Genomic DNA, 14,290 nt, shown 5'->3' with positions numbered 1-14,290 from the left:
GGTGGTCGTCATGGCCCAATTATTAGAGCACGCACTCCACTAATGCAACGGGGTTTCCTCGTCGCCGACCAGTTCCGCGACCATCTTGGGCACGCGCTTCTCCAGAGCGCGCCACACCAGCTCGTCGTCGACGCCGTCATAGACGTGGGCAATCAAGTTGCGCATGCCCTTGAGAGCCGGCCAGCCGACGTCCGGATGCTGCACCTTGAACCACTCCGGAAGACGCTCGGCCACTGTCGCGATGTTCAGGACGATGTGCTCGCCAAACCCCCTGCTGCGCTCGCCGTCGAAGGTTTGGGCCAGATACGCGTCACGCCCCTCGGACACCAGTTGGCGCGCCTGTTCCCCGAATCGGTCCAGGTCCGCCAAGTACCGGTCGACCTTCCTTCGGTCGCCCTCCCCGCCTTCGCCAGCCGGGTCCGGGACGGCACCGGTCACAGCGGCACCGCCTCGGCCACGGCTCGCGCGACGGCAGGCCCGCGTGCATCGTCAGGAACGACGTCCACGGGAGCGCCGAGCGCCTCCTCGAGCGCCTCGACCAGCAGGGCCTTGTCGAAGATGTCGAAGTCGGGTGGGGTTGTCACCAGCAGATCGACGTCCGACGACTCCGTGTCCTCGCCGCGCGCGACCGAGCCAAAGACGCGCGGATTGGTCACTCGATACCGGCTAAGCACTTCGCGGACCTGATCGAGCGCGCTCTCCAGGAGGATCGACGGCCGCACGCGGAGGGCCATCTCGATCCGAACGCGGGTCTCCGGCGCGGGGATCCGGGCGCCCTTCTCGATCGCGGCGATCGCGGGCTGTGACGTCCCGGATCTCACCGCCAGCTCGCGTTGCGTCAGACCGGCACGTAGACGCGCGGCGCGCAGGTCGCTCCCGTAGTTGCCCATGACCACCATTATATCGACTTGTGATCAGAACGTCGAAAGACTGCAGCCGTACTCCGCGCCGCCGCACCACCCGAGCCCGATCCTTCAACAACGGACGTCCTTGTTGAAGGATGTCGCCCTAACCTTCAACAAGGCTCCCCCTTGTTGAAGGATGTGCTCGCACCGATAGCGTTGCCCCGTGCCCATCAGCTACACCCTTCCCGGGGTCCATGTCACCGACCACTCCGTCGACGTCCCGCTCGACTGGTCCCAGCCCGACGGCTCACCCACGATCTCCGTGTTCGCCCGCGAGCTTGTAGATCCCACCCACCGCACCGAGGACCTGCCGCTGCTGGTATTCCTGCAGGGCGGCCCGGGCGGCAAGGGCCCGCGCCCGACCGGCGCGGACGGCTGGGTCGGCGCCGCCCTGAAACGGTTCCGCGTGGTGCTGCTGGACCAGCGCGGCACCGGGCGGTCCAGCACCGTCCGGGCGGGGTCGCTCAACGCGATCGGCACCCCCGAGCAGCAGGCGGAGTACCTCACCCACTTCCGCGCGGACAACATCGTGCACGACGCCGAGCACGTCCGGAAGACGCTCTTCGGCGGCCGCCGCTGGACCTCGCTGGGGCAGTCGTACGGCGGTTTCATCACGATGACCTACCTGTCGTCCGCGCCCGAAGGGCTGAACGCGAGCCTGGTCACCGGCGGACTGCCGGGCCTCACGGCGTCAGCCCGGGAGGTCTACGAGCGGACCCAGCCGCGGGTTGTGGCCAAGAACGAGCGGTTCCGGGCGCGCTACCCGCACGTCGCGAAGGCGCTCGGGCGCATCGCCGACCGCCTCTCGGCCGACGACGTGGCGGAGCCGGGCGGCGACACGCTCACCACCCGCCGGTTCCAGACGCTCGGTATGGACTTCGGCATGCTGTCCGGCTTCGAGCGGGTGCACTGGACCGTCGACGAGGCCTTCGACTCCCCGCACGACGGACCCCTCAGCGACACGTTTGTCGCCACGGTCGCGGCCGAGACCTCGTTCGCCACGAACCCGATGTACGCGCTGCTGCACGAGTCGATCTACGCCCAGGCACACACCGGACCGACTGCGTGGGCGGCCCAGTCGGTGCGCGACGCCGACCCGGCGTTCAGCGAGGACGCCCGGCCGCTGCTGCTGACCGGCGAGATGATCTACCCCTGGATGTTCGCCGAGATCGCCGCGCTGCGGCCGTTCGAGGCCGCGGCGAACGCGCTCGCGGAGCGCCAGGACTGGCCCGACCTGTACGACCTGCACCGCCTCGCGGAGAACGAGGTGCCGGTCGAGGCGGCCGTGTACTTCGACGACATGTTCGTCGACTCGTCCCTCTCGCTGGAGACGGCCGCGCGCGTGGGCAACGTCGCGGCGTGGGTCACCAACGAGTTCGAGCACGACGGCCTCCGCCTGGGCAACGTCCTCCCCCGCCTCCTGGACCGCCTGGACGCCCGCGGCGGCCCGCTCCGCGACTGACGCCGAGGTCCGCTTAGATCAAGCTGTTCGGCATGGTTTTCGGCCAGTTCCCATGCCGAACCGCTTGATCAAAGCGGACCTTCGGGGGTCGTCCGCCGGCGGCCGCGCGGATCAGTAGGTGTAGGTGTTCAGGGTTGTGACCGCCGCACCCGGGTTGCCGACGTCGTAGCGGTCTACCGCCACGAAGTTCGGCTTCTTGCGGGCGGCCGGCTGGCAGAACCGCTGGGCCCGGTCGAGCAGCCGCTCGTTGTCGGTGCGGGCCGTCGCCTCGACGGGGACGTCCCGGAAGTGGTTCATCACGTACAGCGGCCGGAACGCCGTCCCGGTCTGCGTGAGCGGGATGTTCGTGCCGGCGTCGTACCAGCGGCTGTAGCAGGACCAGTCCGAGGTACCGATTCCCGGGCCCATGGACCAGTAGTTCTCGACGGTCCATTCCCGCTGGTACAGCACGCCGAAGCTCTCCCGCGTGAGGCCGGCGCCCTCGTCCGCGGACCGGCTGTGGTCGCTGAAGATCAGCAGGCGGTCGTTGTCCGCGATCAGCCGGGCCATCGTGGGCCACCCGTTCTCGCGCACGCCGGTCAGGTTCGGGCGGTAGAGCACGTCCGACAGCCCCGCCACGCGCTCGATCTCGCTGCGCAGCACACCCGGGTCCACGTAGTCCTCGAGAAACACCGTGACGAACTGGTCCGGGTTGGCCGCCAGGAAGTCGACCATCCGCTGGAGGTCGACCCACAGCGCGACCGGGCGGCTGACCAGCGTGCAGCTGTTGTGGCAGAGGATCGCGCCGTCGCCGGTCTGGTGGATGTCGAGCTGGAACCCGCGCACGCCGTCAGCGAGCTGCTGGTTGATGCCGCGGTTCTGGTTGGGCGCGAGGTTGATGAACGGCGGGGCGAAGCCGCCGTCCACCCCGTTCGCGTAGGCGTTGTGCGCGGTGAGGAACGACATCTCGTCGAGGGTGCGCTGGTCGGCGGGCGGCATCGGGTTCCGCACCGGTCCGACCGGGGTGAGGTACCACTCGGCGAGCGATCCGCTGCCGCCGACCGCGAGCTGCGCCGGGTAGTTCTGGCCGCCCGGCTTGGCCGCGACGGTGAGGTAGCTCTCGGCGCCGGGCGCCTTGAGCCGGTAGCGGTCGCCGCCGACGTCGACGAGCTCCCAGGCGGCGTCGGACGCCGTGCAGCCCACGGTCCGGGCCTGACCACCAGATCGGCCCAGACAGGTACCGGCCGCACCGACGTCCTCCAGGACATAGGCGGACCCGGCCCCGCGGAGGGTCCACTGCTGGTGGTCCTCGTTGCCCTTGGGCCGGTGCTGCTCGACGGCGGCCGCGGCGGCCGCCGCGTTAAGCCCCGTGACGGTGCTCTGCACGTAGTAGATCCCGCCGGGCGGGGCGGCGGCCGGGCCGGCCTGCGTCGGAGGCGCGGCGACCGCTCCGGCCGCGCCCGCGGAGGCGATGGCGACGGCCGCCAGTGCCGCGGTGACGGCGAGCAGGGTTCGGGAGGTTCTCATCAGACGGGGACCCTTCCTCGGGACTGCACGACTCGGGGACCGATCAGGGCGGGCATCGGCCGGGTGAATCACACCAGGCGCGCGCGTGCGGTGTCATCAGTAGTTCCCCCAACGAGGATCGCCGCCGGGATCACCCCACCCAGAGCAGGCTCAGCGCTGCGCGAGCAGGGCTGAGCGCAGCGACGGCATCGACGCGACCAGGTAACCGTCCACCTCGACGACGTCGCCGACGGCCAGCGGCGGCTCGCCAGCCGGCGCGCAGAGGGTGACCTCGAAGCCGTCGGTCTGCACGCGCGCCGCGGTGAAGGCCTGGCCGGTGCGGGCCACGGTGCGCTCCTCGGTCGCCAGCACAACTCCGGTCAGGTGCGCGACGGCGTCGGTCGACGCGGCGTACGCACCGGTGGGCTCGAAGACCAGGCCGGCCACGTCGCCGTCGGCCCGGCCGATCACCTGGACGGAGTTGCCGAGCACGACTATGGACACCGGGCCGGTGATCGGGTGCTCCGCGGCACCGAGCAGGGCGAGCTCCTCGAGCTGGCAGGCGATCTCGGTGACCACCTCGTCGTGCTCGTTCACCAGCTCGGCGAGCACGAGCCCGCCGTCGACGGCCTGCGGCTCGGAGATGATGGCGCCGGGCGCCGCGAAGAACGTGGGTGTGACCACGCGCACGAGGTCGCCCTCGGTGGTGAGGATCAGCCGTGCTCCGGACACATCGGTCCAGATGTGCACGCCGACGTCGCCGTCCTTCGCGACGGTCTCCGCCTCGGAGCGGGCCGCCGCCACCATGTCGCGAAAGTCGCTACGTCGCCAGACGTCCAGTCCGATGCAAGCCAGGTTCGATGCCACGGTTGCCTACGCTAACCCGGCAGCGGCGCAGACGACTCGCCAGGAACTTCACCGTTGTCATTCAGGATGGTTCAGGCGCGTGCTTGTCCAGGAACGCGTACACCTCGGCATCGTCCACACCGGGGAACGCGCCGCGCGGCAGGGCCGCCAGGATCTGCTGGTGCATGCGCCCAGATGGCCAGGCCTCGCCCGACCACCGCTCGGTGAGCTCCGGCGCCGGCCGCTGGCAGCAGGCCGGGTCCGGGCAGGTGGAGACGCGTCGCACCTGCGTGTCGCGCCCGCGGAACCACTTGGCGTGCGCGTAGGGCACCCCGACGGTGATGGAGAACGCGCCCGACCCGCCGTCCGGTCCACCGGACGGCGACATCGATCCCGTCTGGGTGGAGCACCAGAACGTCCCGGCCGGGGTGTCGGTGTACTGGTAGAACTCGGTGGCCCGGTCGCGGCGCTCGAAGGCCTCGCGCGCCGCCCACCGGCGGCAGATCAGCTGCCCCTCGATGGCGCCCGTGACGTCCCGCGGGAACGGCAGGCCGTCGTTCGCGTAGCCCCGGAACAGCGCGCCGTCAGGCCCCACCCTAAGGAAGTGCAGCGGGATGCCGAGGTGGTGCGTCGCGAGGTTGGTCAGCCGCATGGCGGCTGCCTCGTGCGTGACGCCGAAGGCGTCGCGGAAGTCCTCGACCGCCAGGTCGCGGTCCCGCTTGCGCGCCTCCAGGAACGGCACGGCGACGAACTGCGGCGCGAGGCAGGCGGCGGCGAAGTAGGTGATCTCCACGCGCTGGCGCAGGAACTCGCCGTAGGAGCGGGGCCGGTCGTGCTCCAGCGCCCGGTGCGCGAGCGCCTGCAGCGCGAGCGACCGCAGGCCGTGGCCGCCCGGGGTGGACGCCGGGGGCAGGTAGATGCGGCCGTTGTGCAGGTCCGTCACGGAGCGGGCGGACCGCGGCAGGTCGTCCACGTGCAGCAGGGTGAAGCCCATCTGCTCCGCCATCCGCGCCACCGTGCGGTGGGTCAGGGCGCCGCCCGTGTACCCGGCGGCCTTGACCATCTGCTCGGCGATCGCCTCGAACTGCGGGTAGTGGTTGTCGCGCGCCTCTCGTTCCAGGCGCAGGTCGGTGTTCGCCCGCCGCGCCTCCTCCGGGGTCGCGATGGCCAGCTGCTCACGCCGCGCCAGCTCGTCGTGCAGGCCGACAAGCTGCTCGAGCACGGGGATCGGCAGCTTCTGGCTGGGTTTCACGGACGGCACGCCCAGCGTGGTGAACAGCGGTCCGCGCTGCGCGCGGTCGAGCGCGATCTCCAGGGCCGCGCGGCGCGACGGCGGCTGCGCGCTGAGCAGCTCGCTCATCGGCACACCGAGCGCCTCCGCGATGGACCGCAGGAGGCTGAGGCGCGGTTCGCGCCGCCCGTTCTCCACGAGGGACAGCAGGCTCGGGGCGGAGCCCACCTTCTCGCCGAGGGCGTCCAGCGTGAGCCCCTGTCCGGTGCGCAGGTGCCGGATCCGGCGCCCGAGCGTGATGAGGTCGGTCTCGCCACCAGCAGTCGTCTCACCCGAGCTCGGCACGTCGTGCTCCGTCCATTCGAATGGCCAATTGTGTGACGGCCGTCACCGGGAGACACCCGGGACAGACCAACAGGAATCCGCTCCTTCACAATACGTGAAGATCGGCGATTCTTGACAGCCCGAGGACTGGAATTCGGGACGATCCGCACGTGACAGTAGAAACAAGCCCGCCACCGTGGCCTGCTGTAACGATCGGAGCGCACATGTCCGTCCTCGCGAACCCCCGCCGCACACGGCTCGTCGCCGAGCTCGTATCCGACATGGCGACCGACCATGGAGCCACGCCGCCGACCGAGGCGACGGCTTACGCCGTGCCGCCCGTCGGGCAGCAGGACGTGCGGTCCTGGGTGGCAAGCATCGCCGAGCTGACCCAGCCCGACGAGATCGTCTGGTGCGACGGCTCCGCCGAGGAGAAGCAGCGCCTGATCGACCAGATGCTCGCCGCGGGCACACTCGTCGAGCTGAACCAGGAGAAGCGCCCCGGCTCGTACCTCGCCCGGTCCAACCCGGCCGACGTCGCCCGCGTCGAGTCGCGCACCTTCATCTGCTCGCAGGACGAGGAGGACGCCGGACCCACCAACAACTGGATGGCCCCGGCCGACATGCGCACCGAGCTGAAGGGCGTGTTCGAGGGCTCGATGAAGGGCCGCACCATGTACGTGGTGCCGTTCTCGATGGGCCCCGTCGGCGGCCCGATCTCGCAGGTCGGCATCGAGCTCACCGACTCGCCGTACGTCGTGGTCTCGATGCACGTCATGACCCGGGTCTCGGACGAGATCCTGCGGCTCATCGACGCCGGGCAGCAGTGGGTGCCCGCCGTGCACTCGGTCGGCGCACCGCTCGCCGACGGCGCGGCCGACGTCGCCTGGCCGTGCAGCGACACCAAGTACATCGTGCACTTCCCGGAGAGCCGCGAGATCTGGTCGTACGGCTCCGGCTACGGCGGCAACGCCCTGCTCGGCAAGAAGTGCTTCGCGCTGCGGATCGCCTCCGCGATGGCGCGCGACGAGGGCTGGCTCGCCGAGCACATGCTGCTGATCCGCATCACCTCGCCGGAGCAGCGCCAGTACCACATGGCCGCCGCGTTCCCGAGCGCCTGCGGCAAGACGAACCTCGCGATGCTCCAGCCCACCATCCCGGGCTGGAAGGTCGAGACCATCGGCGACGACATCGTCTGGATGCGCCCCGGCCCCGACGGCACGCTGCGCGCCATCAACCCGGAGGCCGGCTTCTTCGGCGTCGCACCCGGCACCGGCATCGACACCAACCCGACCGCCGTCGCGACCTTCGACCGCGACACCATCTTCACGAACGTCGCCCTGACCGACGACGGCGACGTCTGGTGGGAGGGCCTCACGCCCGAGGCGCCGGAGCACCTGATCGACTGGCAGGGCAACGACTGGACGCCCGCCTCCGACAAGCCGGCGGCTCACCCGAACTCCCGCTTCACAGTGGCCGCCGACCAGTGCCCCACCATCGCGGACACCTGGGAGGACCCGGCCGGCGTGCCGGTCGACGCGATCGTGTTCGGCGGCCGCCGGGCAACGAACGTGCCGCTCGTGGCGCAGTCGTTCGGCTGGGAGCACGGCGTGTTCATGGGCGCCACCATCTCCTCGGAGCGCACGGCCGCCGCCGAGGGCGCGCTCGGCGAGCTGCGTCGGGACCCCTTCGCGATGCTCCCGTTCTGCGGCTACAACATGGCCGACCACTGGGCGCACTGGCTGGAGGTCGGCGCGGGCATCGAGGAGTCGAAGCGCCCGCAGATCTTCCAGGTCAACTGGTTCCGCAAGGGTGAGGACGGCCGCTTCCTGTGGCCGGGCTTCGGCGAGAACTCGCGGGTCATCGAGTGGATCGTCGGCCAGGTCGAGTCGGGCCGCGGCCTGCGCGAGGACGTCTCGGTCGCCACACCCGTGGGCAGCATCCCCGCGCCCGGCACGCTGAACCTGGCCGGTATCGAGGTGCCCGACGCCGACATGGCCGCCCTCTTCGACGTCCCCACCAAGCCGTGGCAGGCCGAGGCCGAGCTGACCGAGGAGTTCTTTGCCCAGTTCGGCGACCACACGCCGGCCGCGCTGCACGCCCAGCTGGACGCCCTCAAGGAGCGTCTGGCCCGCTGATCTCGGGCGGCTGACAGCGCGACATTCTAGGGTGGCTGCCCGTCGCGCCGTCAGCCGTCCGATCCAGGTTCCCCGGCCGGGTTATTGAGGCATCCCGGCCGGGGATCTTTTTTGCCCGAGTTGTCAGTCAGTACCGCATCCCCATCAGCCCGCGGACGTCGTCCAGGGTGCGGTCCGCTATCTCGTTCGCCCGCGCGTTGCCCCGGGCGAGCACCTCGTCGAGGTGACTCGGCCCGGCCGAGGCGAGTTCCCGCCGTCGGGCACGGAGGGGGCGCAGGCCCTCCACCACCGCCTCGGTGACCACTGCCTTGAGCCGCCCCGCGCCCGCCGGGCCCAGCTCGTCGGCGAGCGCCTCCGGTGTTGTCCCGGCGAAGTGCGCGCCGATCCTCAGCAGGTTGGCGATCTCGGGCCGGAGCTCCGGCTCGTAGGTGATCGTCCGCTCGGCGTCGGTCCTGGCCCGCTTGAAGAAGGCGACGGTGTTGTCCTCCGAGGCGCGCAGCGCCAGGGCGTTCCCACGCGACTTCGACATCTTGGCCCCGTCGTTGCCCAGAACAGTGGTCGACGGCGCGATGAGCGCGTCCGGTTCGGGGAAGTACGGCTGCGCCGCCGAGTAGCGCTGGTTGAACCGGCGCGCGACCAGCCGGGTGGCCTCGAGGTGGGGCAGCTGGTCCTCGCCGACCGGTACGAGGTTGCCGTGGCAGAACAGGATGTCCGCCGCCTGGTGCACCGGGTAGGTGAACAGCAGCCCGCTCATTCCCCGGCCGCCTCGTTCGGCTGCGGCCGCCGCCTCGGCCTTGACCGTGGGGTTGCGCTCCAGCTCGGCGACGGTGACCAGGGACAGGAACGGCAGCAGCAGCTGGTTCAGGGCTGGCACCGCCGAGTGCGTAAAGATCGTGGTGCGCTCCGGGTCGATCCCGGCGGCGAGGTAGTCGAGCAGCACCTCGCGGACGACGGCGGGCAGGTCCCCCGCGCCGTCTCGGTCGGTGATGACCTGGTAGTCGGCGACGACGAGGAACACCTCGACGCCCAGCCGTTGCAGGCGGACGCGGTTGTCCAGGGTGCCGATCAGGTGCCCCAGGTGCAGCACGCCCGTGGGGCGGTCCCCGGTCAGGACGCGGTACGCACCCGGGTTGTCGACGATCTGCTCTTCCAGGACGGCGGTGCGCTCCCGGGCCGCTTCGGCGGACCGGGTGATGCTGCCAAGTTCGGAGGCTGTGCCCGACGGCGGCGTGGTCGCCTCAGGCGTAGTGGTGACGGACATGTGGGTCTCCTTGGGTCAGGGAGCCGCCCACGCACGGCGTCGGGCACAAAAAAGTCCCGGGCTGCGGCGGGCAGCTCGGGACTTCTGTGCGGTGGGCGCGTCAGGTCACGGCTGCGAGTGCAGCCGCCACCAGCTCAGCCCGTGCGTCATGCGCCCCAGGCTATGCGGGACACCTGTGGGCGGCAAGCGCCCGGACGGGCTTGACGGTGGGACGACGCCCCGCCGCCCCACCCCGCGAAGCGTCCTCGCTCCGCTGCGGCGCTTCGCGGGGGCCCCGGGGAATCGGGCAGCGAGAATGGAGCCGTGCCGAACCACTCCGCTGCCCCCGCTCCGCCCGAGACGCCGCTGGCGCACATCGTGTACTTCGAGCCACGCATTCCCGGGAACACCGGTTCCGCGATCCGGCTCGCGGCCGTCACGGGCGCGCGGCTGCACCTGGTGGAGCCGCTCGGCTTCGACCTGTCGGAGGCCAAGCTGAAGCGCGCGGGCCTCGACTACCACGACCTCGCCGTGATGGACGTGCACCCGTCGCTCGACGCGGCGTTCGACGCCCTCCCGGGAGCGCGGGTCTTCGCGTTCACCACCCGGGCGACCACGCGGTTCACCGACGTCGAGTACGTGCCGGGCGATGTGCTGCTGTTCGGGCCCGAACCCACCGGGCTGCCGCCCGAGGCGCTGGCGCACCCGCGGGTCACGGACGAGCTGCGGATCCCGATGCTGCCCCGGCGCCGGTCGCTCAACCTGACGAACGCGGCCTCGATAGCGGTGTACGAGGTGTGGCGCCAGGCGGGGTTCTCCGAGGGGGCGTGACGGATGTCGATCGCAGAAGTGATGCTGGGATCATCGCAGAAGTGATAACCGATTGATCGCAGAAGTGATACTGAGATCATCGCAAGAGTGATAGCGTCGCCGGATGAGCGGCTACAGAGCGCGGATCGTCGACCGGATCGTTCAGGACGCCCTTGTCACCTTCGGCGCAGTAATCATCCAGGGACCGCGCGCGACCGGCAAGACCACGACGGGCCTACAGGTGGCCGCCAGCAGCATCCGCCTGGACTCTTCGCCCGAGATCGTGGCTCTGGCCGAGACCTCACCCAGCACGATCCTCACAGGCGAAACTCCACGGTTGATCGACGAGTGGCAACTCGCACCGACACTTTGGAATGCCGTCCGCCACGAGGTCGATGAGCGCGCAGTCCCGGGTCAGTTCATCCTCACCGGGTCAGCAACACCTCCCGATGACATCACCCGCCACAGCGGCGCAGGTCGGTTCCGCCGTGTCACCCTCCGCCCCATGACGCTGGCCGAGAGCGGCGAAAGCACGGAGGCCTTTACCCTCGCGGACCTGTTCGATGGCGCCAAGATCGCAGGAGTCGGCGGTCCCACCGTCGAGGAGTACACCGAGCTACTGGTACGCGGCGGTTGGCCTGCCCTCGTCGCGCAGCCCAACCGTTCGGCCCAGGACTACCTCAGTAGCTATTTGGACGACGTCGCCCGCGTCGATCTGCCTCATGCCGATCTCCGAGCTGACCCTCTGCGCATGCGTGCACTCATCCGCGCGCTGGCACGCAATGTCTCGACCGAGATATCCGCAACGAAGCTCAGCAAAGAGGCCGAGATCGGAGCGTCAGACACGGAGGTCTCCGCGCAGACAGTCCGTAAATACCTCGACGCCCTGACCCGTGTCTTCGTCATCGAGGAGCAACCTGCCTGGGCCACACACCTGCGCTCAAAGGTCCGATTGCGCACGCTGCCCAAGTGGCACTTCATCGACCCGTCGCTCGCGGCCGCCGCACTGGGGGCAAACCGGCGGATGCTCCTCGACGACCTCAACACTCTAGGTCTGCTGTTCGAGTCAATGTGCATCCGAGACCTGCGTGTCCATGCCCAGGAGCTCGCCGGCTCTGTGTACCACTACCGCGATGAGGTCGGCTTGGAGATCGACGCGATCGTCGAGCTCAACGACGGCCGCTGGGCCGCGTTCGAGGTCAAGATGGGCGGCACAAAGAACATCGAACTCGCCGCGCACAACCTGACAGTCCTCGCGGCCAAGGTCTCCGAGAAGCGCTCAGGCCAGCTGGCCTCGCTCAACATCCTTACAGCCGGAACCACCAGTTACACCCGCCCCGACGGCATCAACGTCGTTGCTCTCGGGCACCTAGGCGCTGCCTGACAGGTAGAGGTACCAAACAGCCTCAGAGGTGTGGCGCCAGGCGGGGTTCGCCGAGGGGGCGTAATCAGCCCCTGGGCACGTCGTAGACCACGTGCGTGACCCGCTTGCCCGGGACGATCTGCGAGGGATCCCCCAGCAGCACCTTCTCGCCCGGACCCATGGCGCCGAAGAACGGGCGGCCGGACCCGAAGACGACCGGCACCATGTTCATCACCACCTGGTCCACCAGGCCGAGCCGCAGCGCCTGTCCGCCGATCTCGCCGGGCGTCACCGAGACGTCCCGGTCCGGGCCGGCGAACTCTCGCGCACGCTCGATCGCGGCCGCGACGCCGTCGGTCACGAAGGTGTACGGAGCGGTGTCGGCATACTCCCAGTCGGTGGGCGCCTGGTGGGTGACGACGAAGACGTGCTCACCGTCGGCCGGCACTCCGTTCCACCCGTTGGTGAGGTCGAAGAGCCGGCGCCCGATCACCTCGCACGCGCTGCGGCCGGAGAAGTCGCGCATGAAGTCGACCGAGGCCTGCGTGGAGCGGAAGCCCCGGGCGGCGTCGCCGAGGGTCCACTCGACGTCGCCGTTGCCGAACCAGTCGAACAGCGGGCCGACGCCGTCGTCGTCCGCGATGTACCCGTCGAGCGAGACAACCGCCGACATCACCGTGCGTCCCATGAGCCTGCCTCCTTAGTGGCCGTACACCGTCTGACGGCCACTCCAGGCGTAACTCATCGATCCGGTCAGGGCCGGACGACGAGCACCCGGCCCGGGGCCAGCTCGTACCGCCCCTGCACGATGCCGGGGCTCGCGGCCCCGGCCTGCGCGACCACCGTGACGGGCGGCTCGGCCACCACGCGGTCCGACGTCGGGAACCACGCGCGGCCCAGGCTGACCAGGATGAGCATCCCGTCGATGTGCCCGGCCGGGCTGAACGTCTCGGACCCGTCGGGGTAGCGGCCGATGCCGGCGTCGGTGAGCCGGTCGGCAGTGCGGACGACGTCGGGCACCGCGATACCCACCTCGCTCACTGACAGCAGGTCGCCCGGTCCGAACGGACCGGGCTGGGTGCCGGGCGTGTGCGGGCTTGAGGCCTTCGCACCCGCCGCGCGCCCGGCACCCAGGTCTTGGGGGAGGTCGCGGCGCGCGATGACCTCCAGGACCGGTCGGTCCGGTCCGGGAAAGTACAGGGATCGCGCGTTCCAGGCCGGCTGCGACTCGAACTCGGTGCGGTCGCCGTCGCTCAGCAGCCCGGGGCCGGCCTCGAGGAAGGCTCTGGCGGCGTCGAAGCGCGCGTCGTCGATGAGGAACGCGTAGTGCTGGTCCCCCTCGGCTGCCGGGTCCTCCCGGAAGCGGACGACCGTGCGGCCGACGGTGATCTCGACCGCACCGATCTCCTTCTGCACCGGGAGGCCGAGGACCGTCTCGTAGTAGGCGGCGGTCTCCGCGGTCGAGCGGGTCACGGTGTCGACGCTGATGATCTCCATGCGTCCCAGCCAACAACCTCAATGTTGGTTGAGGTCAAGACCGCCCTGCGGCCGTTACGACAGCAGCCAGGACGCCGATCGGCGCAGGAGCTCGCGGTGGCTCTCCGAGGCGAACGAGCGGACGTCGTGGCCCAGCCCCGAGTAGATGCTGCGGCCGCCGTGCGCCTCGTTGACCCAGAGAACCGGGTGCGCGTCGCCGTCGTCGTCCGGGGTGGTGCCGAGGACCCGCGAGCCCGGGGCGACCCGGAGGTTGCAGTAACGCTCGTCGAACGCATCGACCGTCGGGAGTCCGTCGGTGACCGGGTGGCCCTCGGCCAGGTCGAAACGAGCCGCGCCGATCGGGGGATGCATCGACTCGCCGGAGATCCACCGGCCGCCGAGCACCGACTCCCAGTCGGGCGCGTCGTTGAACACGTTCGCGGCCTGGTGCAGGCCGAGCACCGCGCCCCCGGCCCGCGCCCAGTCCGCCAGCCGGACGTGGAAGCCGAGCCAGTCGTCGTCGGACCCGTCGAAGTCCGCATCCCGGCGACCGGCGCCGCCGTTGACGACCAGGAGGCCCACAGAGTCCAGGTCGTCCAGCGCGTCGCGGAAGAGCCCGCGTACCTCGACGGGGCCCAGGCCATCGAGGACGACGGCCACGCCGTGCGAGGTCGCAGCGTGGTCGTGCCAAGGATCCTCGTACCGCCCGCGGCCGGACAGGATGAGGATGCGCTTCGCCGTCACAGTGCTCCGGGCCCCGGGCGGCCACCCACGCTGCGCTCGAGCTGCACGACGTCGACACCAACCGACTCAAGCAGTGCGCGGCCAGCCGCAGCCGCCTCCTCGCCGCGCACCATAAGACGCGGCCTGAGCTCGGCGGTCGTGGCCCATTCGGCGAGGGAGCCCTCTGCCTGCTGCTTGTCAGTCATCTTGGTCATCCTCGCGTCTCTTCGGTCCCTTGCACCAGTTCATCTGTGACTTCGGTCGGTTGCTCTGAGATCGGTCGTTTG

14 protein-coding genes are annotated in these 14,290 nt (G+C 70.2%); 4 read left to right on the top strand and 10 right to left on the bottom strand.

Going from position 1 to position 14,290, the window contains the following annotated elements:
• Positions 1 to 39: 39 nt before the first annotated feature.
• Complete coding sequence (locus AB1046_RS19055) at positions 40 to 438, bottom strand: DUF86 domain-containing protein (protein WP_369370864.1); 399 nt, start codon at positions 436 to 438, stop codon at positions 40 to 42.
• Complete coding sequence (locus tag AB1046_RS19050; protein ID WP_369370863.1) at positions 435 to 890, bottom strand: helix-turn-helix domain-containing protein; 456 nt, start codon at positions 888 to 890, stop codon at positions 435 to 437. The genes AB1046_RS19055 and AB1046_RS19050 overlap by 4 nt, the downstream gene beginning before the upstream one ends.
• Positions 891 to 1,068: 178 nt before the next feature.
• Between AB1046_RS19050 and AB1046_RS19045 the strand changes: the two genes are divergently transcribed.
• A complete protein-coding gene (locus tag AB1046_RS19045; RefSeq protein ID WP_369370862.1) occupies positions 1,069 to 2,367 on the top strand; it encodes an alpha/beta fold hydrolase in 1,299 nt (432 codons plus the stop codon).
• 111 nt (positions 2,368 to 2,478) lie between these two features.
• Here AB1046_RS19045 and AB1046_RS19040 read toward each other — a convergent pair whose 3' ends face one another.
• From AB1046_RS19040 to AB1046_RS19030, 3 genes are all read right to left on the bottom strand, one after another.
• Positions 2,479 to 3,873: a hypothetical protein gene (locus AB1046_RS19040; RefSeq protein WP_369370861.1), complete on the bottom strand. Its 1,395-nt coding sequence runs from the start codon at positions 3,871 to 3,873 to the stop codon at positions 2,479 to 2,481.
• Between the two features lie 150 nt (positions 3,874 to 4,023).
• Positions 4,024 to 4,719, bottom strand: coding sequence for a hypothetical protein (locus AB1046_RS19035; protein WP_369370860.1), 696 nt, complete (start codon positions 4,717 to 4,719; stop codon positions 4,024 to 4,026).
• A 61-nt stretch (positions 4,720 to 4,780) separates the two neighbouring features.
• Positions 4,781 to 6,274 (bottom strand): helix-turn-helix domain-containing protein, encoded by a 1,494-nt coding sequence (locus AB1046_RS19030; RefSeq protein ID WP_369370859.1) that lies wholly within the window; start codon positions 6,272 to 6,274, stop codon positions 4,781 to 4,783.
• A gap of 203 nt (positions 6,275 to 6,477) precedes the next feature.
• Here AB1046_RS19030 and AB1046_RS19025 point away from each other — a divergent pair, with 203 nt between their 5' ends.
• A complete protein-coding gene (locus tag AB1046_RS19025; protein WP_369370858.1) occupies positions 6,478 to 8,391 on the top strand; it encodes a phosphoenolpyruvate carboxykinase (GTP) in 1,914 nt (637 codons plus the stop codon).
• A gap of 127 nt (positions 8,392 to 8,518) precedes the next feature.
• Here AB1046_RS19025 and trpS read toward each other — a convergent pair whose 3' ends face one another.
• Positions 8,519 to 9,652 carry a tryptophan--tRNA ligase gene (gene trpS, locus AB1046_RS19020; RefSeq protein WP_369370857.1) on the bottom strand — a complete coding sequence of 378 codons (1,134 nt, stop codon included), beginning with the start codon at positions 9,650 to 9,652 and terminating at the stop codon, positions 8,519 to 8,521.
• Between the two features lie 345 nt (positions 9,653 to 9,997).
• Between trpS and AB1046_RS19015 the strand changes: the two genes are divergently transcribed.
• Both AB1046_RS19015 and AB1046_RS19010 read left to right on the top strand, forming a co-directional pair.
• A complete protein-coding gene (locus AB1046_RS19015; RefSeq protein ID WP_369375773.1) occupies positions 9,998 to 10,462 on the top strand; it encodes a tRNA (cytidine(34)-2'-O)-methyltransferase in 465 nt (154 codons plus the stop codon).
• A 103-nt stretch (positions 10,463 to 10,565) separates the two neighbouring features.
• Positions 10,566 to 11,825, top strand: coding sequence for an ATP-binding protein (locus AB1046_RS19010; protein WP_369370856.1), 1,260 nt, complete (start codon positions 10,566 to 10,568; stop codon positions 11,823 to 11,825).
• A gap of 64 nt (positions 11,826 to 11,889) precedes the next feature.
• Here AB1046_RS19010 and AB1046_RS19005 read toward each other — a convergent pair whose 3' ends face one another.
• The 4 genes from AB1046_RS19005 to AB1046_RS18990 form a co-directional block, all read right to left on the bottom strand.
• Entirely contained in the window at positions 11,890 to 12,492 is a 603-nt protein-coding gene (locus tag AB1046_RS19005) for a dihydrofolate reductase family protein (RefSeq protein WP_369370855.1), read from the bottom strand.
• A 65-nt stretch (positions 12,493 to 12,557) separates the two neighbouring features.
• Complete coding sequence (locus AB1046_RS19000) at positions 12,558 to 13,301, bottom strand: hypothetical protein (RefSeq protein WP_369370854.1); 744 nt, start codon at positions 13,299 to 13,301, stop codon at positions 12,558 to 12,560.
• Positions 13,302 to 13,355: 54 nt separating this feature from the next.
• On the bottom strand, positions 13,356 to 14,024 hold the full coding sequence (locus tag AB1046_RS18995; RefSeq protein WP_369370853.1) for a ThuA domain-containing protein: 669 nt from the start codon (positions 14,022 to 14,024) through the stop codon (positions 13,356 to 13,358).
• Positions 14,021 to 14,209: a hypothetical protein gene (locus tag AB1046_RS18990; protein ID WP_369370852.1), complete on the bottom strand. Its 189-nt coding sequence runs from the start codon at positions 14,207 to 14,209 to the stop codon at positions 14,021 to 14,023. Before AB1046_RS18990 ends, AB1046_RS18995 begins: the two co-directional genes overlap by 4 nt.
• Positions 14,210 to 14,290 lie beyond the last annotated feature (81 nt).

This window comes from Promicromonospora sp. Populi (assembly GCF_041081105.1).
Taxonomy (GTDB): domain Bacteria; phylum Actinomycetota; class Actinomycetes; order Actinomycetales; family Cellulomonadaceae; genus Promicromonospora.
Note: the sequence above shows the minus strand (reverse complement) of the source record. Positions and strands in the feature narration are given on the sequence as shown.